At 72.5% G+C, this 22,378-nt stretch carries 19 protein-coding genes; 10 read left to right on the top strand and 9 right to left on the bottom strand.

Annotated elements, in window-relative coordinates; all coding sequences use genetic code 11:
• Positions 1-47: 47 nt before the first annotated feature.
• Both OO69_RS00910 and OO69_RS00905 read right to left on the bottom strand, forming a co-directional pair.
• A complete protein-coding gene (locus tag OO69_RS00910; protein ID WP_033278369.1) occupies positions 48-587 on the bottom strand; it encodes a GNAT family N-acetyltransferase in 540 nt (179 codons plus the stop codon).
• Positions 588-630: 43 nt separating this feature from the next.
• Positions 631-1,386, bottom strand: coding sequence for a PaaX family transcriptional regulator C-terminal domain-containing protein (locus OO69_RS00905; RefSeq protein ID WP_033278368.1), 756 nt, complete (start codon positions 1,384-1,386; stop codon positions 631-633).
• 74 nt (positions 1,387-1,460) lie between these two features.
• Between OO69_RS00905 and OO69_RS00900 the strand changes: the two genes are divergently transcribed.
• Positions 1,461-3,128 (top strand): DNA alkylation response protein, encoded by a 1,668-nt coding sequence (locus tag OO69_RS00900; RefSeq protein ID WP_033278367.1) that lies wholly within the window; start codon positions 1,461-1,463, stop codon positions 3,126-3,128.
• A gap of 86 nt (positions 3,129-3,214) precedes the next feature.
• On the top strand, positions 3,215-5,257 hold the full coding sequence (locus OO69_RS00895) for a hypothetical protein (RefSeq protein ID WP_033278366.1): 2,043 nt from the start codon (positions 3,215-3,217) through the stop codon (positions 5,255-5,257).
• Between the two features lie 137 nt (positions 5,258-5,394).
• Here the strand turns inward: OO69_RS00895 and OO69_RS00890 are convergent, their stop codons facing one another.
• Entirely contained in the window at positions 5,395-5,976 is a 582-nt protein-coding gene (locus tag OO69_RS00890; RefSeq protein ID WP_033278365.1) for a hypothetical protein, read from the bottom strand.
• Positions 5,977-6,190: 214 nt separating this feature from the next.
• Between OO69_RS00890 and OO69_RS00885 the strand changes: the two genes are divergently transcribed.
• From OO69_RS00885 to OO69_RS00870, 4 genes are all read left to right on the top strand, one after another.
• Positions 6,191-7,342, top strand: coding sequence for a glycosyl hydrolase (locus OO69_RS00885; protein ID WP_078652244.1), 1,152 nt, complete (start codon positions 6,191-6,193; stop codon positions 7,340-7,342).
• A 133-nt stretch (positions 7,343-7,475) separates the two neighbouring features.
• Positions 7,476-8,153 (top strand): uracil-DNA glycosylase, encoded by a 678-nt coding sequence (locus OO69_RS00880; protein WP_033278364.1) that lies wholly within the window; start codon positions 7,476-7,478, stop codon positions 8,151-8,153.
• The gene (locus OO69_RS00875; protein ID WP_033278363.1) at positions 8,150-9,139 is read left to right on the top strand and encodes an N-acetylglucosamine kinase; all 990 of its coding nucleotides are present in this window, start codon (positions 8,150-8,152) and stop codon (positions 9,137-9,139) included. The genes OO69_RS00880 and OO69_RS00875 overlap by 4 nt, the downstream gene beginning before the upstream one ends.
• A gap of 95 nt (positions 9,140-9,234) precedes the next feature.
• A complete protein-coding gene (locus OO69_RS00870) occupies positions 9,235-10,158 on the top strand; it encodes a sirohydrochlorin chelatase (RefSeq protein ID WP_078652243.1) in 924 nt (307 codons plus the stop codon).
• Positions 10,159-10,248: 90 nt separating this feature from the next.
• On the opposite strand, the gene OO69_RS00865 is transcribed toward OO69_RS00870, so the two are convergent.
• Together OO69_RS00865 and OO69_RS00860 are read right to left on the bottom strand one after the other, a co-directional pair.
• On the bottom strand, positions 10,249-11,286 hold the full coding sequence (locus OO69_RS00865) for a lactonase family protein (RefSeq protein WP_033278361.1): 1,038 nt from the start codon (positions 11,284-11,286) through the stop codon (positions 10,249-10,251).
• Between the two features lie 118 nt (positions 11,287-11,404).
• Complete coding sequence (locus OO69_RS00860; protein ID WP_033278360.1) at positions 11,405-12,898, bottom strand: FUSC family protein; 1,494 nt, start codon at positions 12,896-12,898, stop codon at positions 11,405-11,407.
• A 179-nt stretch (positions 12,899-13,077) separates the two neighbouring features.
• On the opposite strand from OO69_RS00860, the gene OO69_RS00855 reads away from it, so the two are divergent.
• Positions 13,078-13,554, top strand: a complete 477-nt coding sequence (locus OO69_RS00855; protein ID WP_033278359.1) for an Lrp/AsnC family transcriptional regulator — start codon at positions 13,078-13,080, stop codon at positions 13,552-13,554.
• A 19-nt stretch (positions 13,555-13,573) separates the two neighbouring features.
• The gene (locus tag OO69_RS00850) at positions 13,574-14,287 is read left to right on the top strand and encodes an HAD family hydrolase (RefSeq protein ID WP_033278358.1); all 714 of its coding nucleotides are present in this window, start codon (positions 13,574-13,576) and stop codon (positions 14,285-14,287) included.
• Between the two features lie 21 nt (positions 14,288-14,308).
• On the opposite strand, the gene OO69_RS00845 is transcribed toward OO69_RS00850, so the two are convergent.
• The 4 genes from OO69_RS00845 to OO69_RS00830 are packed head-to-tail and all read right to left on the bottom strand — an operon-like array spanning position 14,309 to position 19,140.
• A complete protein-coding gene (locus OO69_RS00845; RefSeq protein ID WP_033278357.1) occupies positions 14,309-15,439 on the bottom strand; it encodes an XdhC family protein in 1,131 nt (376 codons plus the stop codon).
• On the bottom strand, positions 15,432-17,567 hold the full coding sequence (locus tag OO69_RS00840) for a xanthine dehydrogenase family protein molybdopterin-binding subunit (RefSeq protein ID WP_033278356.1): 2,136 nt from the start codon (positions 17,565-17,567) through the stop codon (positions 15,432-15,434). The genes OO69_RS00845 and OO69_RS00840 overlap by 8 nt, the downstream gene beginning before the upstream one ends.
• A complete protein-coding gene (locus tag OO69_RS00835; RefSeq protein WP_033278355.1) occupies positions 17,564-18,556 on the bottom strand; it encodes an FAD binding domain-containing protein in 993 nt (330 codons plus the stop codon). The genes OO69_RS00840 and OO69_RS00835 overlap by 4 nt, the downstream gene beginning before the upstream one ends.
• Entirely contained in the window at positions 18,553-19,140 is a 588-nt protein-coding gene (locus tag OO69_RS00830) for a 2Fe-2S iron-sulfur cluster-binding protein (RefSeq protein WP_033278744.1), read from the bottom strand. The genes OO69_RS00835 and OO69_RS00830 overlap by 4 nt, the downstream gene beginning before the upstream one ends.
• A gap of 227 nt (positions 19,141-19,367) precedes the next feature.
• Here OO69_RS00830 and OO69_RS00825 point away from each other — a divergent pair, with 227 nt between their 5' ends.
• Entirely contained in the window at positions 19,368-19,946 is a 579-nt protein-coding gene (locus OO69_RS00825) for a TetR/AcrR family transcriptional regulator (protein WP_033278354.1), read from the top strand.
• Between the two features lie 73 nt (positions 19,947-20,019).
• On the top strand, positions 20,020-22,233 hold the full coding sequence (locus OO69_RS00820; protein WP_033278353.1) for a TerD family protein: 2,214 nt from the start codon (positions 20,020-20,022) through the stop codon (positions 22,231-22,233).
• Positions 22,234-22,378 lie beyond the last annotated feature (145 nt).

Below are 22,378 nucleotides of genomic sequence, written 5' to 3'. Positions count from 1 at the left end.
ACGAAGCGTCCCCGCACGGCGCTTCGCACGGCCGCTCCGGCACCAACTCAGCGCGGCGGCACGGCCGTTGACCGCATGCCGAGCCACTGCTCGGCGTCCCATGCCTCGAACCGCTCCACCTCGGTGAACCCCAGTTTCGCCGCGAGGCGCATCGAACGGGCGTTGGCGGTCTGGGTGGTGAGCACCACCGGCTCGCCGGGAAGAACGTCGTCGAGCCAGCCGAGCGCAGCCGCGCACGCCTCGGCGGCGTACCCGGATCCCCACGTCCGGGGCAGGAACAGGTAGCCGAGATCGACCTTTCCCACGGCAGCCGGGCGGCTGTGCCCGGTCGCCCTCCTGAGCAGGATCAGGCCGACCATCGCCCCGTCGAGATCGACGACGAAGCTCCCGGGCCGGTGCTCGGGCACCGCAGGCATCTCGCGCTCGAGCTCGTCACGCGGGCGAGGACCGCCGAGGTAGGTGTGCACCTCCGGCGAGGCGAGCAGTTCGATGAACGTCGCGCGGTCCCGCACCTCGGACGCACGGAGCACGAGCCGCCCCGTTCTGATCAGCTCAGGCGGCCAGGCCGCGACTCCCAGATCTTCCATCGGCACACGCTAACAGACCGTCAAACCCGGTGAACGGAGGTGCTCATGCCGTGTTCGCGAGCATGTTCGCGATCAACTCCCGGCGGTGGCGCGTGTATTCGCTGCGCAGAGCCGCACCCGGCCAGTCGGGGGGCAGGAGTTCAGGGGGCAGAACCGGGTCGGCGAGCAAATGCCGCACGGCGGCGGCGAGGACGGTGAAGCGGTCGGCCGGGTGGTCCGCGGTGGCGGTGATCCGGTCGAGCAGGGCCTCGGCCGTCTTCGCCCAGGTGTCAAGTGGCCATAGGGCCGCAGCCAGTTGGCGGGCGGGTTCCTGCGGGCGGGTGGTGAAGTGCCGGGCGACCGCGCCGAGTTCGTCCGGTCGGGGCCGTAGGAGATTGGCGGGGCGGAGCCAGACTCCCTCGCGGAGTTCCGCGAGCCGCAGAGTGGTCAACTTGCCGCGCAGGTCGGCGCGTTCGGCGGGGCCGCGGCCGGTCGCGGTGACGACGGTCATCTCCCAGTCGCCGTCCCAGGGGCGGGTCTCCGGGTGGACAGCGGCGTCCTGGCGGCGCTGGCGTTCCAGCAGGCGGTCGCTGAGCCGGTAGACCGCGTCCGTGGTCCGCAGGTCACCGGCGGCCACCATCCGGCTCAGCGCGGCACGGAGCGTGGAGCCCGCGACGCCGAGGGGTTCGACGGCGCGCAGCAGATCCCGTACGGGCAGCTCGGGCGGGTGCGTGCCCAGCAGCAGGCTGAGGACGACCGACCGCGCGGACAGCGGGCGCAGGTTCACCTCGCCGGGGCCTTCTGACACGTTCATCCGCATGGCCTCGTACTCTACGTGGCGATTCCCGTGTTACATCATTGATGCGACCGCAGGGATAGTGCAACACTTCAGCTATGGCCCAGACACTCGCGCACATACCGCCGCAGCCGCGGAACGACACGCACGACGTCACCAACCAGCCCCCGCCCCTGACCCCGTACGACGCCTCCGAGGACGCGGCCCTGCTGGAGGGACTGCGCCGGGAGGGTGCCGGGTGGGCCGAGGACGACGTGCGGCGGCTCGGCCGGGCGGCGGGCAGCGAGGAGGCGCAGGAGTGGGGTGAGCAGGCGAACCGGCACGAGCCGGAGCTGCGCACGCACGACCGGTACGGCAACCGCGTCGACGAGGTCGAGTTCCACCCGAGCTGGCACCGGCTGATGGGCGTCGCCGTGGCCGAGGGGCTGGCCGGGGCTCCCTGGGCGGACGACCGCTCCGGCGCCCATGTGGCCCGCACGGCAGGGGGGTTGGTGTGGGGACACACCGAGGCCGGGCACGGCTGCCCGACGTCGATGACGTACGCCGCCGTCCCCGCCCTGCGCGCCACGCCCGAACTGGCCGCGGTCTACGAGCCGTTGCTCACCAGCCGGGTGTACGACCCGACCCTGCGCGTCCCGACCGAGAAGCGTGGGCTGCTGGCCGGGATGGGGATGACGGAGAAGCAGGGCGGCTCCGACGTCCGTACCAACACCACGGTGGCCACCCCCACTTCCGAACCCGGCGTGTACACCCTGCGCGGGCACAAGTGGTTCACGTCGGCGCCGATGTGCGACGTGTTCCTCGTACTGGCACAGGCGCCTGACGGACTGTCATGCTTCCTGGTGCCGCGCGTACTTCCCGACGGCAGCCGCAACACGTTCCGCATCCAGCGGCTGAAGGACAAGCTCGGCAACCGGTCCAACGCGTCCTCGGAACCCGAGTTCGACGGAACCGTCGCCTGGCTGGTCGGCCCGGAGGGCCGTGGCGTGAAGACCATCATCGAGATGGTCAACTGCACGCGCCTGGACTGCGTGATGATGTCGGCAACTCTCATGCGCAAAACCCTCGTCGAGGCGGGTCACCATGTACGGCACCGGTCCGCGTTCGGGGCTCGACTGCTCGAACAGCCGCTGATGCGCAATGTGTTGGCCGATCTGGCGCTGGAGTCCGAGGCCGCCACGACGCTCACACTGCGGCTGGCGGGCGCGGCCGACCGTGCGGTGCGCGGGGACGGTGTCGAGTCGGCGTTCCGCCGGATCGCCACCGCCGTAGGCAAGTACTGGGTCACCAAGCGCGGCCCGGCCTTCACCGCGGAGGCCCTGGAGTGCCTCGGCGGCAACGGCTACGTCGAGGACTCGGGCATGCCCCGCCACTACCGCGAGGCGCCCCTCCTCTCGATCTGGGAGGGCTCGGGAAACGTCAACGCCCTGGACGTATTGCGGGCGTTGACCCGCGACCCCGGCACGGCGGAGGCGCTGTTCACCGAACTCGCCCTGGCGCAGGGCGCGGACGCCCGCCTGGACGCGGCCGTGACCCGCTTGAGGAACGACTTGGGCCGGGCCACCGAGACGGGTGCCCGCCGTCTCGTCGAGCAGATGGCGTTGACCCTCCAGGCCTCCCTCCTCGTGCGACACGCCCCGGCCGCCGTCGCCGACGCCTTCTGCGCGAGCCGGCTCGGCGGCGACTGGGGGCACGCCTTCGGCACCCTCCCCGACTCCGCCGACCTCGACACGATCCTCGCCCGCGCTCTGCCCGAAGCAGACTGACCCTCGGTCACCTCCCGATTCCGCTTCGTTGTCAGTGGCGTGGTGCAGACTCGCGATCAGTTGGCACCGCGCCTGGGGAGGACAACGTGTTCACGGGGATCGACGAGGTCGGCTGGGCCTCACTGCGCCACGCGTACGGCAGTGCGGAGGACGTGCCCGGACTGCTCCGGGGACTGGCCTCCACGGACCCCGCCGAGCGGGCGGGCGCGCTCGACGGGATGTACGGCGCGGTGCACCACCAGGGGATCGTGTACGACTCGACGCTCGCCTGCGTTCCGTTTCTGTTCGAGCTCTCCGCGTGCGAAGAGGTCGCGGACCGGGGCGAGTTGGTGGAGCTTCTGGTCAGCATCGGACGGGGGCACGGGCCGGAGGCAGCGGGTGCCGGGGGCGAATCCGCCGAGGCCGCCGTCCGCGCGGGCGCCGAGGTCTTCGTCGCCCTCACCGGGGACCGGGACTCCGGCGTGCGCCGCGCGGCGGCCGAAGCACTCGTGCGCTTCCTGGACCAACCCGCGCGCGTACTGGGCCTGTTGCGGCAGCGCATCGCGGTGGAGCGCGACGACCGCGTCCTGCTCGCCCTCACCGAGAGCGTCGGCCTGTTCGTACGGCAGCACCCGGCCCACGCCCCCGAGGCGCTGGACATCCTGCTGATGCTCGGCACTCCGCCGTACGACCCCGGTCTACGGCTCGCCGCGCTCGGCCAACTCGCGGGCTGCGCACCCGATCTGCTCCCCGCCGACCTCGTCCCGACCGTCGTCGAACTGCTCGGGGAGAGGTCGGAGCAGCGCCGGTCGGGCCGTTCGGCGCCGACGGAGGGGGACCATGCGGACCCGGACACGCTCGCCGGACGGTTACGGCGGCTGCGGCCCTCGGACGAGGAGGGCGCGCTGCTGCTGCGTACGCTGCACACCGCGCTCGGCGGGCGGGTGGGCGATCGAATCGCCCTGCTGGAAGGGCAGTTGACCAGCCCGGACCCGGCCGACCGGTGCAACGGGGTGTGGATGGCGGCGGGGTTGTTCCGCGAGTGGCGGGCCGACTACTCGGTGCCGGTCACGCTGATCGGTGAGCAACTGGGCGCGGGGGCACCTCCGTTGCCCGGTGCGGCGGCGTCGGACCGGTTGCGCGATGCGGCGGTGTCGGTCCTGGGCGATCTCTTCCACCTGGCCGCACCTGCCGCCGACCATCTCCACGCGCTGGTGATCTCCCGCCCCGACCTGTGGGTACACCGCTGGGAACGCCGGCCGCCGACCCTGGGCGGACCTCTCAAGTCCCTTGCCCACAGCGGCGATCCACGGGCGGTACCGGTACTGGCCCAGGTTCTCGCACAGCCAGCCGCACCCGACGATCTGGGCCGCGTGATCGTCCACCTCGGCCGCGCCGCCGCACCGCTCGCCCCGGCACTGCGACACCGGCTCGGCCAGGTCCCCCTCGACTCCCCCGAGACCTACGACCGTGCCGTACCCCTGCTGTCGGCACTGACCGCGCTCGCCGATCGGGAGGCGGTGCCGGAGGTGTTGCGGCTGTTGGGCGGGATGGCGGAAGGGGTGCGGTTGAGGCACCGGGTGGTTGAGTCGGCGGTCCGGGCGCTCGGGGTGTTCGGAGGTGGTGCGGAGGGGGTCGTACCCGTGCTGCGGAGGCTGTTGGAGTCCGAGTGTGCGGGGCTGGCGGCGGGGGCTCTGTGGTCGGTGGAGGGGGATGCCTCGGCCGTACTGCCGGTGCTGGTACGGGAGTTGGCGGGCCCGGACACGCAGCGGTGCCGGGCTGCCGCGGACGCGCTCGCCCGGCTGGGGTCGACCGCGCGGGCCGCGGCGCCCGGGTTGTCGCGGCTGGTCGGGGCGGAGTGCGCGTGGGAGCGGGTGGCGGGCGCGGGTGCGCTGTGGCGGGTCACCGGGGAGGTGGAGAGGGTGCTTCCGGTGCTGCGTTCGGCCTGGGTGGAGCAACCGGGGGTGCGGGGCGTCATTGCCGGGTGTCTGGTCGACATGGGGGCGGCCGGGACACCCCTGCACGACCTGGTGGAGGCGGAACTCGCCGCGCCGCGACGGCATTTGGTGCGGTCGGGTGGGTACGGGAGCCAGGACGTTCTGGAGGACGAGCGGCTGTTGGGGGTGTGCCGGGTGGTATTGGGGGCTTGAGATCGGACGGGGCCATCTGCCTGGAAGTACACACGACTTGGGACCAGGCGGGACCGCGTGACGGGCACGAGGAGGGCCCCTGCCTGTGATCCGTGTGACAGGCAAGGGGCTCGCGCTCGTGACGCCGTGCTGGGCGCTCAGCCCGTCTTGCGGCCCCACAGTGGGCCGAAGCGGGCCCACTCCTCGTCCCACTGGTCCATGCGGCGGCGTTCCAGTCGGCCGCGCAGGGCCCGGGCGCTGACGAAGGGGACGGCCGCCGCGCCCACGCCCAGGAGGGTGCCGATCAGTACGGCCCGCAGCTTGGCCTGCGAGGCGCTGGCGGGCTGGGTGACCAGGTGGCCCCGCGGGTCGGTCCAGACGGTCACCGGCGTGCCTATCGCACTGCCGGAGGGGACGCGTATCTGGCCGCTGTGCGAGGAGCCGTCCACGGCCGTCCAGCGGACCTTCGCCCAGACCGGTTCGCCGCTCGTCCTGGAGTTCGCCGGGGCGGGGCCGGGCGCGTCCTGGACCACCAGGGCCACCACGGGTTTCCAGTCGACGCGTTCCCGGGCCAGCTCGTGTTCGACGGACTGGGTCGCCGTCAGACCGGCGAGCACCCCGGCGAGGACGGTGATCAGCCAGGCGCCGAGCACGATCCACGATTCCACCGCATCGGCACGGCGCTTGAGCGGATTCCGCCGCCACCGCCACAGCCACACCTTCGGACCTCGGAACGCCATCGAAGGCATCCTCCTCATGAACGCACTGACATGCCGAACCGCCCTCCCATACGGGAGACGTCTCCTCGATGCTCACGACGAATACCCCGACTCGACGTTCCCATGGCTGCCGGGACTTCCGCAGGCGCTTTGCGGGAAGGCCTCGCGCAACTGCCCAACAGACCGATATTGGCCTCCTGACCTGCGGTGATGCCGGTTGCAGGGGTGACTGTCAGTGGTGGGGTGCAGACTGGGCGGTGATGGGGGCAAAGTCGCCAAAAACGCAGTGGAGGTGACCGGCATGACGGAGGTTCTGCTCGCGGTGGGCACGCGAAAAGGCCTGTTCATCGGGCGCAGGCGGGGTGGGACCTGGGAGTTCGACGAGAGTCCGTACTTCAACGCGCAGGCGCTGTATTCGGTCGCCGTCGACACCCGCGGCCCCACACCGAGACTGCTGGCCGGTGGTGACAGCTCTCACTGGGGCCCGTCCGTGTTCCACTCCGACGATCTGGGCCGGACGTGGGCCGAGCCGGCGCGGCCCGCGGTCAAGTTCCCGAAGGACACGGGGGCTTCGCTGGAGCGGGTGTGGCAGCTGCACCCGGCGGCCGCGGAACCCGACGTGGTGTACGCGGGCACGGAGCCGGCCGCGCTGTTCCGCTCCGAGGACCGCGGCGAGAGCTTCGAACTCGTCCGTCCCCTCTGGGAACACCCCACCCGTTCCCGGTGGGTTCCGGGCGGCGGCGGAGAGGGCCTGCACACCGTCCTCACCGACGAACGCGACCCGCTCGCCGTGACGGTGGCCGTCTCGACGGCCGGGGTGTTCCGCACCGGCGACGGCGGCGAGAGCTGGGAGCCGTCCAACTCCGGCGTCTCCGCGGTGTTCCTGCCGGATCCGAACCCGGAGTTCGGCCAGTGCGTGCACAAGATCGCGCAGGACGCGGCGACCCCGGACCGGCTGTATCTGCAGAACCACTGGGGCGTGTACCGCAGCGACGACGCGGGCGCGCACTGGACGGACATCGGCGAGGGCCTGCCGTCCACGTTCGGCTTCGCGGCGGCCGCCCACCCCCATCGCGGCGACACCGCCTACGTGTTCCCGATCAACGCCGACGCGGACCGCGTGCCCGCCGGGCACCGGTGCCGGGTCTTCCGTACGGCGGACGCGGGCCGGAGCTGGGAGCCGCTGTCGGCGGGGCTGCCGACCGAGGACCACTACGGCACGGTGCTGCGCGACGCGATGTGCACGGACGGCGCGGACCCGGCGGGCGTGTACTTCGGCAATCGCAACGGCGAGGTGTTCGCGTCGGACGACGACGGGGACAGCTGGCGGCAGTTGGCGTCCCATCTCCCGGACGTGCTGTGCGTGCGCGCGGCGGTGGTCGCGTGAGGGCGGGAGCTTCCGGGAGGACAACTCCCGCCAGGACAGGCTTCGTTCAGACGCGTCGACGATTCGGTCGTTCTCGGTCGGGCCGCGACCACCGGTTGATCGCCGGGCCCTGTACGGCAGTAGGGTGACGCCCGTGGCACCACGACCGTTGCATGAGATCGTCGAACCGGGCTGGGCGAAAGCCCTGGAACCCGTGGCCGGACGCGTCGCCGGGATGGGGGAGTTCCTGCGCGCGGAGATCGCCGCCGGACGCACCTATCTACCGGCGGGACCGAATGTCCTCCGAGCCTTCCAGCAGCCCTTCGACGACGTCCGCGTCCTGATCGTCGGACAGGACCCCTACCCGACTCCGGGGCACGCGGTGGGGCTGTCGTTCTCGGTGGCCCCCGAGGTACGTCCGCTCCCGCCGAGCCTCCTCAACATCTACCGCGAGCTGAACACGGACCTGGGCCTGCCCCAGCCGTCCAACGGCGACCTCACCCCGTGGAGCCAGCAGGGGGTGCTCCTCCTCAACAGGGCGCTCACCACGGCCCCGCGCAGTCCGGCCGCCCATCGCGGCAAGGGCTGGGAGGAGGTCACCGAGCAGGCGATACGGGCGCTGGCCGCGCGCGGCAAGCCGCTGGTGTCGATCCTGTGGGGCCGTGACGCCCGCAACCTCCGGCCCCTCCTCGGCGACCTGCCCTCGGTGGAGTCCTCGCACCCGTCCCCGATGTCGGCCGACCGCGGCTTCTTCGGCTCCCGCCCCTTCAGCCGCGCCAACGACCTGCTGGTCCGGCAGGGAGGACAACCGGTGGACTGGCGTCTGCCGTGACCGCGCCGGGGTTTCTCGCCGTGGACTCGGGAGGCTCCGGGCTCCGGGTCGTCGTGGGCCAGGCCGGTAGTGGCCGAAGATCCGGCCCGCTCTCGTCCGGGGAGCCCGTTCGAACCGGTGCCCGCGGGATCGACGCGGGGCATTTCATGGAGCAACTGGCGCCCATGGTGCGCGAGTTGGTCGATCACGCCGAGGTGTCCGAGATCGGCACGGCCGTCATCGGGGCCGCCGGGCTCGCCACCCTCGGGGACGGGGTGCGGGCCGAGTTGCCGGGGGCGTTGGCGCGGGAGTTCGGGGTACGGACCGTCGCACTCGCCGCCGATGCCGTCACCGCCTACGTGGGCGCCCTCGGGGCACGGCCCGGTGCTGTGGTCGCCGCCGGCACCGGCCTGATCGCGATCGGCACCGATCTCACCGGGTGGCGGAGAGCCGACGGTTGGGGGCATCTGCTCGGCGACTGCGGTGGCGGGGCCTGGATCGGACGGGCCGGGCTGGAGGCGGCGCTTCGGGCGTACGACGGGCGGGACGGTGGCTCCGGGGCACTGTTGAGCTGTGCCGAGAAGCAGTTCGGGGCGATGACGGGGTTGCCGGGGCAGGTGTATCCGCGGTCGGACCGGCCCGCCGTACTCGCGGCTTTCGCGCCCCGTGTCGCCGAGTGCGCGGCGGTCGACCCGGTGGCGGCCGGCATCCTGCGTGCCGCCGCCCAGCACATGGCCGAGTCCGCCGTCGCGGTCTGTCCGGTAACCGGCGAGCCCCAAGTCGCGCTCACCGGTGGCCTGTTCAAGATGGGCGATCCTCTCCTCGTACCGCTGCACGAGGAGTTGGCGAAACGGCTGCCGCATGGGCGGGTGGTTCCGGCGGAGGGTGATCCGCTGGACGGTGCCGTGCGGATCGCGCGTGATCTTGCCGCGGGGGCGCTCGCGCTGCCGTGTGACGACGTGATGTTGTCCGTGCTGAGCCCAAAGGGACAAGGTGATCACTTCTGATCCGTACGTAACTCATCAGACAAAACAGGACGGATACCGCTCACCTGCACCCTCCCCGAACAGGGGAGCCCAGGAAGCCAGTAACATGCCTCGCCATGAGCTCCCCCACTGGGCCCGCGTCCGGCCTGCCAGTACGAATGCCGCGACCTCGCCAGCCCGGGCGGCACCGCCGACCCGAGCAGCTGGCGGCTCCCGAGGGCGCGCCCGCGCTGGTGCTTGCCGTGCCGGGCACGCCCAGCGCGGCCACGCGCAGCCTCGCCGAGGAGGTCGTGAGCATCGCGCGCTCCGAGCTGCCCGGTCTCGACGGCCGCATCGGTTATCTCGACGGGGACGACTCCGAGTTCCCCACGCTGACGTCCGTGCTCGCGCACGCCGCTGAGGAGCGCACCGCCCGCTTCGAGCAGGCCAGGGCCGCCGGCGCCGACGTCAAGGAGCCCGACGGGCCGGTGGCCGTCGTCGTGCCGCTGCTCGCCGGTCCGGACAGCGCGCTGCTGCGTCAGGTCCGCCAGGCCGTCATGGACAGCCGTGTCGCGGCCGACCTGACCGATGTGCTCGGCCCGCACCCGTTGCTCGCCGAGGCGCTGCACGTGCGGCTGTCCGAGGCAGGCCTGGCCCGTGCCGACCGCGCCCGGCTGTTCACCGTGGCGACCGCCGCGGACGGCATCATCCTCGCGTCCGTGGGTGGCGAGGAGGCCGTACAGGCGGCCGGGATCACCGGCATGCTGCTCGCCGCTCGTCTCGCCGTGCCCGTGATGGCGGCGGCGCTGGACCAGGAAGGTTCGATCGCGGCCATCGCTGAGCAGTTGCGCGGGTCGGGTTCGCAGCAGCTGGCGCTGGCGCCGTACCTGATCGGCCCGGAGATCGACCCCGGTCTGCTCCAGGCGGCCGCCGCCGAGGCCGGCTGCGCAGCCGCCGAGGCGCTCGGCCCGTACCCGGCGATCGGCAAGCTCGCGCTGGCCAAGTACACGACGGCGCTGGGCATCGCCCCGCCGCAGCCGCAGGGCGCGCCGGTTCGCTGACTCACCGGCACGTGTAACGCCGTAGCGCCGAAAGGGCCCCTCCTCACGCGGGAGTGGGCCCTTCGGCATGTGCTGGGGACGGCAGCGGGGTCAGTCGAACACCACGCAGGACGCGGCGGTCACCTTGATCGAGCCGTTGCGGCGCGGGACGCCCGTGGCGGGGTCGACGGTGAACCAAGTGACGTCACCGGAGCGCTCGTTCGCGACGTACAGGTGGCCCCCGGCCTCGGTGAGCGCGCGCGGCCAGTGGCCCTCGCAGGGCACCGTGCCGATCAGGCGCAGCCCGTCGCCCTCGACGGCGAGGACGGAGAGCACGTCCTCGCCACGGGTGGCCGTCCAGACGAAGCGGCCGTCCGGCGAGGTCACGATGCCGGATGGGTAAGCGGCGTCGCCGTCCGGCGGGCCGGGCAGGACCGCGACCTCGGTCAGCGGTTTCAGTGCGCCGCTCTCGGCGTCCCAGCGGCAGACGGTGACGGTCGGCGTGAGTTCGTTGAGGACGTAGGCGTGGGCGCCGTCGGGGTGGAAGGCCAGGTGGCGGGGGCCCGAGCCGGGGCGCAGCGCGATCTCGCGGTGCAGTACGGGACGTCCGTCCTCCAGCGTGCACACCCGCACGGAGTCGGTGCCGAGGTCGACGCTGACCGCCCAGCGGCCGCTCGGGTCGGGCTGGATCTGGTGGGCGTGCGGACCCTGCTGGCGCTGCTGGTGCGGGCCGGAACCGGTGTGCCGGAGCTGTCCGGAGGGGCGGCTCGCCAGGGTGCCGTCCGGGCGGACCGGCACGGCGGTGACGCTGCCGGAGCCGTAGTCGGCGGTGAGGACGTGCCCGGCGAACAGGCTCAGGTAGGTCGGCCCTGAGCCGCCCACCCGCACCGGCGACCCGAGCGGCTCGGGCTTGTCGCCGTTCACGCGGTACGCGGCCACCGCGCCCTCGGCCGTCTCGCTGACGGCGTAGAGCGTGTCCCCGTCGGGGGCCAGGGCGAGATACGAGGGATCGGGGACGCCGTCGACGCTGCTCAGGACGGTCAGCGCGCCGCTGTCCGCGTCCACGGCCGCCGTGACGACACCCGGGCCGCCCGCCGCCGTGAACGACCCGATGAAGGCCCGCCGTCCCCGCCTGTCGCCGTCTGCCACCGCTGTCCCCTCTCGGTCAGTGCTGTCCGGGGTGACGGTAGCAGTCGATCATGACCGGTCTAGACCAAATCCCAGAGCTTTCTCCGCCCCGCAGTACCGGTCTCGCTCCCGTACCTGCTCACGCTCCGACGAGCCGTGAACCAGAGCGCGCACGCAGCGGCTCCGCCAGTTCCGCGAGGGCGTGCTCCAGCCCATGGAGGTGGGCCAGCGCGGGCTCCGCGGGTGCCCTGGTCGGCGTGGCCGTGAGCCGCGACGCGTCGCCGTCGGTGAGCGCCTCGACCGCGGTCTCCACGCGCCAGCAGGCGGCGGCCAGGCGGGCGTCGTGGGAGGCCTCGGGGTCGGCGGCCACCGCGACGAGGCCGCGGATCTCGCGGGCGCAGTCGTCGAGCAGCGCGAGCACCCGGCGGGCGCGGCGCTTGCGGCCGAGCACCGGGTTCAGCGGGTGCACGAGGGGCGCGACGGACAGCCGTACCCGGCCCAGGAGTTGCTCGAGTTCGGCGACGCGTCCGGCGGGGTCGGCCGCCGCGGAACCGGCGAGGCGGGCGGCGGCCTCGGCGGTGCAGGTGTGGACGCAGCGCAGGGCGCGTTGGATCCAGGCGTCGGTGGTGGTGTGGGTGGTCACCGGCAGGACGAGGAGGACGGCCAGTACGGCACCGAGCGCGCCGACGCCGGTCTCCGCGAAGCGCAGCGCCAGCAGCGCGGGGTTCAGGACGCCGAGGAGGCCGTAGAGCAGTTCTGCCATCAAGGTCACCGAGAGCATCATCCAGGTGTAGGAGACGGCGGCCGAGTAGAAGATGCCGAAGACGCACACGGCGACCAGGATCGCGGTGGGGACGGGGGCGCCGTGGACCGGTACGGCGACGAGGAGGCCCAGGGCGATGCCGAGGACCGTGCCGAGGACGCGGCGGAAGCCGCGGACCACGGTCTCGCCGCGCGAGGCGGTGTTCACGAAGATCCACCAGGTGGCGCCGACGGCCCAGTACCAGCGCTGCCCGGACACCAACTGGCCGACGACAAGGGCGAATCCGGCACCGGCGGTCGCCTGGACCGCCTGCCTCGTGGTCACACGGGCCAGGCCTCGTCCGGCAGTTGGGGCGGGTACGGCGGTCGTCGGCAGTCGGCGTTCGTAGCACCAGAAGCCGAAGCGGACCGTCGCGGCGGTGAGCACGGAGAGGGCAACTGCCGCGTACAGCCTGGGCAGTTGGTCGGTGGTCGCGTGCAGGAACTGGGCCACGAAGAAGGTCATGAACGCGAAGACGCCGAGGCTGTGGCCGCGCGGTCCCCAGCGGCGGGCGTAGACGCCGGCGCCGACCACGGCGAGGAAGGTGAGGTCGCGGGCGACGGGGTGGTCGTGCAGTTCAGCGGCGGCGGCGAGCACCGGCAGGCCCACACAGGGCAGCAGCGCGGTGGTGACGGCCTGCCCGCGCACCGTGGCGTCCGTCACCGTGAACAGGGCGAGCAGCGCGGCGAGGCCACCGGTGACGGCGCCCGCGAGGGACTGCCCGGTCAGCCCGCAGACGACGACCGCGAGGCCGATGCCGAGGACGGCCCGCGCGGCGAACCGCAGCCGCACGCGCCCCGGGTCCGGAGCCACGAACACCCTTTTCAGCACTGCTTCCCGCCCCCTGCGCATACCTCTGGACACCGGCATGAAAAAGGCGCCGCGGAGGTCCGCAGCGCCATCGACATGCCCATGAGAGCATCATCGGGTCGAGTGGCTCAAGTGGCTCCCGATCCACTGGTCCATTGGCCCAGTAGCTTGACGCTGGGCCATTGGTACAGTCTTGCGCCATGAGCGTGGACGAACTCGACACCCGCATCCTCAGGCTGCTTCTGGAGCAGCCGCGTACCAGCGTGCGCGAGTACGCCCGCCTCCTCGGCGTGGCCCGCGGCACGCTCCAGGCGCGGCTGGACCGGCTGGAGCGGGACGGGGTGATCACCGGTACGGGCCCCTTCCTCTCCCCCGCCGCGCTCGGGCACCCGGTGCTCGCGTTCGTGCACATCGAGGTCACCCAGGGGCATCTCGACGAGGTCGGGGACGCGCTGGCCGCCGTACCGGAGATCGTCGAGGCGTTCTCGATCACCGGTGGCGGGGACCTGCTCACCCGGGTCGTCGCGCGGGACAACGGTCACCTGGAGGACGTGATCCAGCAGCTGATCAGCCTGCCGGGAGTGGTCCGCACCCGGACCGAGATGGCGCTGCGCGAGCGCGTCCCGCACCGGTTGCTGCCACTGGTGGAGTCGATCGGCCGCGCGGCCGGCATGTGACCCTTGGCATCCTGAACCCATGAGCAATCTCGGCGCCCTCTCGGTCATCTTCGATCTCGACGGAACACTCGTGGACAGCGAGCCGAACTACTACGAAGCCACCCGGCAGACCCTCGCCGAGCACGGCGTCCCGGACTTCACCTGGGCCCAGCACGAGCGCTTCGTCGGCATCAGCACCCAGGAGACCCTCGTCCTCCTGAAGGAGCGCTACGGCCTGAAGGCGCCGGTGGAGGAGCTGCTGGCGGAGACCAACCGCCGTTATCTGGCGCTGGCCCGGGCCGCCACGCGCGTGTACCCGGAGATGCGGAAGTTCGTGGAGTTGCTCGCGGCCGAGGGGGTGCCGATGGCGGTGGCGTCGGGTTCGTCGCCGGAGGCCATCGAGGCGATCCTGGCCGGCACCGGGCTCGACGCGTCGCTGCGGACCGTGGTCTCGGCGGACGAGGTGGCGCGGGGCAAGCCCGCGCCGGACGTCTTCCTGGAGGCCGCGCGCCGGTTGGGGGCGGCTCCGGCCGACTGCGTGGTCCTGGAGGACGCGGCTCCGGGTGCGGCGGCGGCGCACGCGGCCGGGATGCGCTGCATCGCGATCCCGTACGTGGCGGCGCAGGCCGACGCCCCCGAGTTCGCGACGGCGGGGCTGCTGCTGCGGGGCGGGCAGGCGGAGTTCAGCGCGCGGGGGGCGTACGACTGGCTCACCGACGACCGACCGGTCCGCTCGGGGCGTACAACTGGCTGACCGAGGACCGACCGGTCCGCGTCAGGACACCCCCAGCACAAGCTCGTCCCGGTCGCGGTGGATCGGTGCCGCCGAGCCGGTCAGCGGCACGCCCGAGCCGCCGTTGCGCACGGCGACGATCTCCGCCGCGATGGACAGGGCCGTCTCCTCGGGCGTACGGCCGCCCAGGTCGAGGCCGATCGGAGAGTGCAACCGGGCCAACTCCCGCTCGCTGAGGCCGACTTCACGGAGCCGTCGGTTGCGGTCCTCGTGGGTTCGGCGCGAGCCCATGGCTCCGACGAAGGCGACGGGCAGCCTCAGTGCCTCTCCGAGGAGCGGGATGTCGAACTTGGCGTCGTGGGTGAGCACGCACAGGACCGTGCGCTCGTCCGTGGCCGTGTGCCGGAGGTAGCGGTGCGGCCAGTCGACCACGATCTCGTCGGCGTCCGGGAAACGGCTCCGGGTGGCGAAGACGGGCCGGGCGTCGCACACGGTCACCCGATAGCCCAGGAACTTGCCGGCCCGCACCAGCGCCGCCGCGAAGTCGACAGCACCGAAGACGATCATGCGGGGTGCGGGCACGCCGGACTCTACGAAGAGGGTCAGACCACCGGGGCAGTGCGAGCCGTCCTCCGAGATCTCCACCGAGCCGGTGCGGCCGACGTCCAACAGCGCGCGGGCCTGTGCCGCGGCGGTCCGCTCCAGCTCGGGGCGTCCGTCGAGACCGCTCTCGTACGAACCGTCCGGGCGGACCAGCAGCCCGCGGCCGAGCAGCCCGGCCGGACCCCGGACGACCCGGGCGAGGGCGACCGCCTCGCCCCGGGCCGCCGCCGCCAGCCCGGCGGTGAACAGCGGATCGCCCGCGTGGACCGGCGTGACCAGGACCTCGATCACCCCGCCGCAGCACAGGCCCACGGCGAAGGCGTCCTCGTCGCTGTAGCCGAAGCGTTCGCGGACCGGCTCGCCGTCCTGGAGTGCCTGCACGCACAGGTCGTAGACCGCGCCCTCGACGCAGCCACCGGAGACCGAGCCGATCACCGTGCCGTCGGTGTCGACGGCGAGCGCGGCGCCGGGTGGGCGCGGTGCGCTGCCGCCCACGGTGACGACGGTCGCGACGGCGAAGTCCCGGCCTTCCCGCATCCAGCGGTCCAACTCCTGGGCGATGTCAAGCACTTGGCGTCCCGCCCGCAGTCAGGATCCGGTCGGGGCGGATCGGCAGGGCGCGGTGGCGGACGCCGGTGGCGTGCCAGACGGCGTTGGCTATCGCCGCTGCGGTCCCTACGACCCCTATCTCGCCGATGCCCTTGATGCCGACCGGGTCGTCCGGGTCGGGGTCGTCGACCCAGTCGGCCTCGATGGCCGGTACGTCGGCGTTGGCGGAGAAGTGGTAGTTGGCGAAGTCCGGTCCGACCTGGGCGCCGGACGCCGTGTCGCGGACCGCCTCCTCGTGCAGGGCCATGGAGATGCCCCAGATCATCCCGCCGACGAACTGGCCGCGCGCGGTGAGCGGGTTGACGATGCGTCCGGCGGCGAAGATGCCGAGCAGCCGTCGTACCCGGACCTCACCGCTGGCGACGTCCACGGCGACCTCGGCGAACTGCGCCCCGAAGGAGTGCCGTTCCTTCTTGGCCAGCGCGGCGACGGCCTCGGCGGTGTCGCTTCGCGCGGTGATGCCGTCGGGCGGGATGTCGCCGCCCAGGGCCAGTTGCTCGCGCAGGTCGGCCGCGGCCCGCATCACCGCCCAGGCCCAGGAGCGGGTGCCCATCGAGCCGCCGGCGAACATCGCGGCACCGAGATCGCTGTCCCCGATGTGCACCCGGACCCGGGCCGGCTCCGTCTCCAGCGACTCCGCGGCGACCAGGGTCAGCGCGGTGCGGGCGCCGGTGCCGATGTCCGTCGCGTTGATCCGCACGGTGTAGGTGCCGTCCGCTTCAGCGGTGACGGCCGCCGTGGACGGGCCCACCCCGACATGGAAGGTGGCCGCGGCCATGCCGGTGCCGAGCAGCCAGCGCCCTTCGCGGCGCACGCCGGGGCGGGGGTCGCGGTCGGCCCAGCCGAAGCGCCGGGCGCCCTCGTCGAAGCAGGCGAGCAGGTTGCGGCTGCTGAAGGGGAGCCCGGAAACCGGCCCCACCGTGGGTTCGTTGCGGACGCGCAGGGCGATCGGGTCGAGGCCGCACTTCTCGGCGAGTTCGTCGAGCGCGGACTCCAGCGCGAAGGAGCCCGGCGCCTCCCCCGGGGCGCGCATGAAGGTGGGGGTCGGCAGGTCGAGCCGTACGACCCGGAAGGCGGTGCGGTGGGCGTCGGCGTCGTACAGCGGGCGGCCGAACGCGGCGCTCGGTTCGACGAATTCGTGCACGGTCGAGGTGAGGCTGAGTGCCTGGTGGTCGAGGGCGCGCAGCCGGCCGTCGGGGTCGGCGCCGAGCCTGACGCGCTGGGTGGTGGGGCTGCGGTAGCCGACCAGGGTGAACATCTGACGGCGCGTCAAGACCACGCGGACCGGGCGCTGGAGAACGGTCGCGGCCATCGTAGCGGCCACCTGGTGCGGCCGTACGCCCTTGGATCCGAAGCCGCCGCCGACGTGTTCGGACCGCACCCGCACGGCCGCCGGGTCGAGGGAGAAGAGTTTCGCGAGTTCGCCGGCCACCCACACGGTGCTCTGGTTGGAGTCGACGACGTCGAGCCGTCCGGCCTCCCAACGGGCCGTCGCGGCATGGGGTTCCAGTGGGCTGTGGTGCTCCTCGGGTGTCGTGTACTCCTCGTCGACGACCACGGCGGACCGGGCGAGGGCGTCCGCCACGTCGCCCTTCACCACCTCGGCCGGTCCGGCTGGCGAGCCCGCGGGCAGGTAGGCGCCGGGGTGCCCGGCGTGGAACGCGATGTCGTGCGGCTCCTCGTCGTAGTCGACCACCAGCGCCTCGGCGGCCTCCCTGGCCTGCTCGGACGTCTCGGCGACGATCAGCGCCACCGGCCAGCCCACGTAAGGGACTTGGTCGTGCTGGAACAGTCCGAGGGCCGGGTCGGGCGGGCCCACGACACTCAGGTAGTCGGTGCTGACACGCGGTGCGTTCTCGTGGTGCAGGACGGCGAGGACTCCGGGCATCGCGAGCACCGGGTCGGCCCGGACGGTGCGGACGCGGCCTCGGGCGACGGTGGACAACACCAGCCAGCCGTGGGCGAGTTCGTCGAAGGGGAAGTCTCCCGCGTAGCGGGCCGCGCCGGTGACCTTGTCCCGTCCCTCGACGCGGGTGTGGGCGGTTCCGAAGGCACCCGTCGACCGGACGGCCTGGGTCGTGGTGGTCATCGGGCGGTCTCCTCGGCGAGTTCGGTCAGTACGGCCACGACGAGATTGCGCAGCAGGGTGACCTTGTAGGCGTTGTCCGACAGCGGCTCGGCGGCGGCCAGTTCGGCGTCCGCGGCCGCCATGAACGCCTCGGCGCTCGCCGGTCCCCCGGTCAGCGCCCGCTCTGCCCGCCGCGCCCGCCACGGTCGTGACGCCACCGCCCCGAAGGCCAGCCGCACCTCGCGCACGACACCGTCGCGCACGTCGAGGGCGGCGGCGACCGATCCGATCGCGAACGCGAAGGAGGCACGCTCGCGCACCTTCCGGTAGCGGGAGTTGGCGGCGACCGGGGCGGGCGGCAGCGTGACCCCGGTGATCAGGGCGCCCGGGGGCAGCGCGGTCTCACGGTGCGGGGTGTCGCCCACGGGGAGATAGAGGTCCATGAGCGCCAACTCACCCGGCCCGGCGGCGGTTTCGTACGACACGACCGCGTCGAAGGCCGCCAGCGCGACCGCCATGTCGGAGGGGTGGGTGGCCACGCAGTGCTCGGAGGCACCGAGGATCGCGTGGTTGCGGTGCTCGCCCTTCAGCGCGGGGCAACCAGTGCCGGGGGCCCGCTTGTTGCAGGGCTGGGTCACGTCGGTGAAGTAGGCGCAGCGGGTGCGCTGAAGCAGATTCCCGCCGACCGTGGCCATGTTGCGCAGCTGGCCGGAGGCGGCGGCCAGGACCGCCTGGGCCAACGCCGGGTAACGGAGCCGCACTTCGGGATGTGCGGCGAGGTCGCTGTTGGTGACGGTGGCGCCGATGCGCAGGCCGCCGTTCGCCGCCGTCTCGACGCGGTCCAGGGGCAGTTCGCGTACGTCGACGAGCCGCGCGGGACGCTCCACCCCGGCCTTCATCAGGTCGACGAGATTGGTGCCGCCGCCGAGGAAACGGGCGTCGGGCTCGGCGTCGAGCAGCGCGACCGCGCCGAAGACGTCGAGCACCCGCCGGTACTCGAACTCCCTCATGCCGCGGCCTCCTTGACGTCGTCCTGCTCCTCCTCGGCCCGCGGTGCTTCCGTCCGCCGCGCCTCGGCCGCCCGGGCGACCGCCTGGACGATCGACACATACGCGCCGCACCGGCACAGGTTCCCGCTCATCCGCTCCCGGATCTCCTCCGCGGTGAGGGGTGGCGGCCCCGCCTCGGGCCGTACGTCGGCGGTGACGGCGCTGGGCCAGCCCGCCGCGTGTTCCTCGATCACCGCGAGGGCCGAACAGATCTGGCCCGGAGTGCAGTAGCCGCACTGGTAACCGTCGAGGTCGAGGAACGCCTGCTGCACGGGATGCAGCCGGCCGCCGTCGGCCACGCCTTCGATGGTGGTGACGGCGCGCCCCTCGGCGGCCACCGCCAACTGGAGGCAGGAGACGACCCGGCGGCCGTCGAGCAGCACCGTGCAGGCCCCGCACTGCCCCTGGTCGCAGCCCTTTTTCGTGCCGGTGAGGTCGAGGTGTTCGCGCAGGGCGTCGAGCAGGGTGGTGCGGTGATCGACGGGCAGCGTGTGCTTCTCTCCGTTGATGTTCAGGGTGATGACGCTGGACGTCGATGGGGCCATGGTCAGCCTTCTCTCGCGGATGTGGGGCGCGTCGAAGTCGGACAAGGGGATCCGTGAGCCCACGGGTCGCACGGGAATTCCGGTCGGCGATCGGTCCGGCCGTTCGCGCAGCCCGTTCTACCGGTAGAGTGAGCTCTAAGCGGACAACTGTCCGCTATCCAGGAACCTAACGGACAGCTGTCCGCTTAGCAAGGTCGGCTCTGCCGTGTTTCCCCGAAGGAGGAGGAGTGCGCGAGGAGTTGGGCACGCCACAGCGCTCGGACGCCCAGCGGAACCGCGAGCGCATCCTCGAAGTGGCGCTCGCCGAGCTGACGCTCGCGGCGGACGTCCCGCTGAGCACGATCGCCAGGAAGGCCGGCGTCGGGCAGGGCACGTTCTACCGCAACTTCCCCAACCGCGAGGCGCTCCTGCTGGAGATCTACCGCCACGAGATGCAGCAGGTCGCCGATGCGGCGGCCCCGTTGCTGGAGACGAGCGCGCCGGACCGGGCGCTGCGGGAGTGGATGGACCGCCTCGCCCGGTTCGCCAGGGCCAAGGTCGGCCTGGCCGGGGCGCTGCGGCAGGCGGCCGGCGCGTCCGGCACCCCGGCCAAGCCCGGGCACGGCGCGGTGACGGAGGCCGTCGCGCTGCTCCTGCGGGCGAACGACGAGGCCGGCACCATCCGCCCGGGCGTCACCCCCGACGACTTCTTCCTCGCCATCGCGGGCCTGTGGCAGATCGAACCGCACGGCGACTGGCAGGGGCGCGCGGAGCGGCTCCTGGACCTGGTCATGGACGGACTGCGGGCGGGAGCGCCCGGACGCTGACCCGCGGCCTTCACCGCACCCTCCACGGGAAACCCGAATGCGCCCGCTTGTTCGGTTCTGGGACCATGCGGGAATGATCGACCGTCTCGAACCACTGGTCCTCCGGCACACGTTCCGCATTCCCCTCCCCACGGGTCCCTCGGGTGAACCCACAGGTCCCTCGGGTGACGCCACAGGTCCCGTGGGTGAAGGCGCCACCGCCGCGCGGCAGTTCGACGCCGTGCTGCTCTCCGTGGGGTTCAAGCTCTCCGCCGAGCTGCTGGAACGGCTGTCGGGGCTGCCCGAGGAGACGGTCGTCCGTATCGCCGGACGCACGCTGCGGACCGTCCGCGAGCTGGTCGGCGATCACGTGCAGCACAACGCCTACTTCATCGGCTTCCCGGCCAACGTGCCCGACACCGTGGACTTCTGGATGTCGTGCGTCGCCGACGCGCTCGACGACGAGGAGACCTCGTCCGCGACGCTCAAGCAGCTGCGGACCGGCGTGGTGAATCTCCTCGACCTGCCGACCTACGGCAGATACCAGCACACCTACGCCGAACTGCTCGCCGCGCAGGACGAGTTGATCGCGGGGGCGGGCGACCGACTCACGGTGCTGCACGCGGGCGGCAAGCTCGCCGATGAACTCGCCACCCTGTACCTGGCGTTGGCGGGCAGCGTCACTCCCCTGAGCGAGGAGCACCAGGGTGATCTGCGGGCGCTGGCCGAGCGGTGCGTGGACGGGCCGCAGCCCGAGGCGATCCCGGTCCGGGAGAACCGCGCGATCGTCAACCAGGCCCGGATGAAGGCGGGTTCGGGGCTGTTGCTGGACACCGTGACCGATGTGCTGCGGCTGGCCTGCGCGCTGTCGGACGGTGATGTGACGCTGACGGAGCCGACCCGTTTCCGGTCGCCCTCGCGTCCGGTGCGGCGGGCGCTGCTCGCGGGGCTGGACTCCGTGATCGCCGCGTCCCCCGCCAAGCTCGCCGACGTGCACGCGCACCGCGAGGCGTGGAAGCGGCTCGGCGAGCGGCTGCACCCGCACGAGTACCCGCGACTGCCGCGCGCCGCCGAGGTGTTCGCGGTCGCGCGCGGTGAGCTGAAGGCGCGGTCGTTCGACAGCCGGGTCGAGGAACTGCTCGCGGAGGCCAACCTCCTGGACGCGCTGGAGCTGCTGAAGTCCGCGCCGGGCAAGCTGTTCCGCGCGCTGGACCGGCTGCTGCGCATGGCGCTCACGCAGGAGGAGCGGGACGCCGTGGTGGCCGCCGCCGAGCAGGTCGCGCCCGAGGTGTCGGGCCGGGTCGTGCTGTCGGTGCGCGAACATCTGCACAACCGGGCCCGGGACACCGGGGAGTTGCGGGTCTTCGTGAACCGGCGCGGCCGGGCCTGGGTGACCGACGACGAGCGGTCGATCGTAGGACCGGCGGAGCGTGACCGGCTGATCGCCGCGCTCGACGACGAGACGCGGCGTCGACTGCCTTCTCCGGAGCGGCTGTTGGTCGATCCGGACATGCTGGACGTGGCGCTGCCGTTGAGCGGGAAGGCGACGGCTGCCGGGCTCGGGGTGCTGCCGCGCGGGTCCCTCTCCACGGTCGAGGGCGAGTTGCTGCGGTTCTTCGTGTACTGGAAGGAGACCGAGCAGCGCACCGACTTCGACCTGTCGGCGCTGATGCTGAACGCGGACTACTCGACGCACTCGTGGCTGGCGTACACCGCGCTCACCGACGTCGAGGGCGAGCACTCCGGTGACATCACCGAAGCGCCGGACGGGGCCTCGGAGTTCATCAATCTGCGGCTGGGCGCGGTGCGCGGGGCGTTCGTCGTGCCGCAGGTCAACATCTTCGCGGGCGAGGGCTTCGAGGAGGTCGAGGAGTCGTTCTTCGGGTTCATGCTGCGCGAGGGCGAGCACTTGGGGCGGCCGTTCGAGCCGCGTACCGTGCGGATGAAGTCGGAGCTGCGCGGGGCGGGCCGGGTCGCGCTGCCGCTGGTGTTCCTGCGCGGGGAGGACGGCGCCTGGCGGGCGAAGTGGCTGCACCTGTACCTCAAGGGCAGCCCGTCCGCGAACCGGGTCGAGGAGAACCGCGTGACGGTGGCCAACCTGCTGCGCGGCATCGTCGAGCGCGAGCAGCTCACCGTGCGCCATCTCGTCGGCCTGATGACCGGGGAGGCGACGACGGTGACCCTGTGGGACGGGGAGACAATCCCCGACGAACCGGTCACCTTCATCGGCATGCGCCGCCCGGCCGGGCTGCCCGCCGGATCTCTTGTCGTCACTCCCGAAAATCTGCGCGACCTGATCCCCGCCTGACTGATAGCGTCGGCCCCGGCGAGGCCATGGACGGACTTCCTTCTCAACTCCTTCTTTGAATCCAGTCCGTCCGCTTTCCTCGCCCTCGACGTTCCGTGAGGGGTGCCCCAGGGCGCCCCTCACGTTCTTTTTCCGCCGAAACCTC

It is taken from the genome of Streptomyces sp. NRRL F-525 (assembly GCF_000716605.1).
In the GTDB taxonomy this organism is placed as follows: Bacteria; Actinomycetota; Actinomycetes; order Streptomycetales; family Streptomycetaceae; genus Streptomyces.
Note: the sequence above shows the minus strand (reverse complement) of the source record. Positions and strands in the feature narration are given on the sequence as shown.

Bases quoted from the DNA above. Each gene is read 5' to 3' on its own strand.
- OO69_RS00835 (WP_033278355.1), bottom strand. From the start codon at position 18,556: ATGAGGGAGTTCGAGTACCGGCGGGTGCTCGACGTCTTCGGCGCGGTC.
- OO69_RS00900 (WP_033278367.1), top strand. From the start codon at position 1,461: ATGGCCCAGACACTCGCGCACATACCGCCGCAGCCGCGGAACGACACG.
- OO69_RS00850 (WP_033278358.1), top strand. From the start codon at position 13,574: ATGAGCAATCTCGGCGCCCTCTCGGTCATCTTCGATCTCGACGGAACA.
- OO69_RS00820 (WP_033278353.1), top strand. From the start codon at position 20,020: ATGATCGACCGTCTCGAACCACTGGTCCTCCGGCACACGTTCCGCATT.
- OO69_RS00840 (WP_033278356.1), bottom strand. From the start codon at position 17,567: ATGACCACCACGACCCAGGCCGTCCGGTCGACGGGTGCCTTCGGAACC.
- OO69_RS00870 (WP_078652243.1), top strand. From the start codon at position 9,235: ATGAGCTCCCCCACTGGGCCCGCGTCCGGCCTGCCAGTACGAATGCCG.
- OO69_RS00855 (WP_033278359.1), top strand. From the start codon at position 13,078: ATGAGCGTGGACGAACTCGACACCCGCATCCTCAGGCTGCTTCTGGAG.
- OO69_RS00830 (WP_033278744.1), bottom strand. From the start codon at position 19,140: ATGGCCCCATCGACGTCCAGCGTCATCACCCTGAACATCAACGGAGAG.
- OO69_RS00905 (WP_033278368.1), bottom strand. From the start codon at position 1,386: ATGCGGATGAACGTGTCAGAAGGCCCCGGCGAGGTGAACCTGCGCCCG.
- OO69_RS00890 (WP_033278365.1), bottom strand. From the start codon at position 5,976: ATGGCGTTCCGAGGTCCGAAGGTGTGGCTGTGGCGGTGGCGGCGGAAT.
- OO69_RS00910 (WP_033278369.1), bottom strand. From the start codon at position 587: ATGGAAGATCTGGGAGTCGCGGCCTGGCCGCCTGAGCTGATCAGAACG.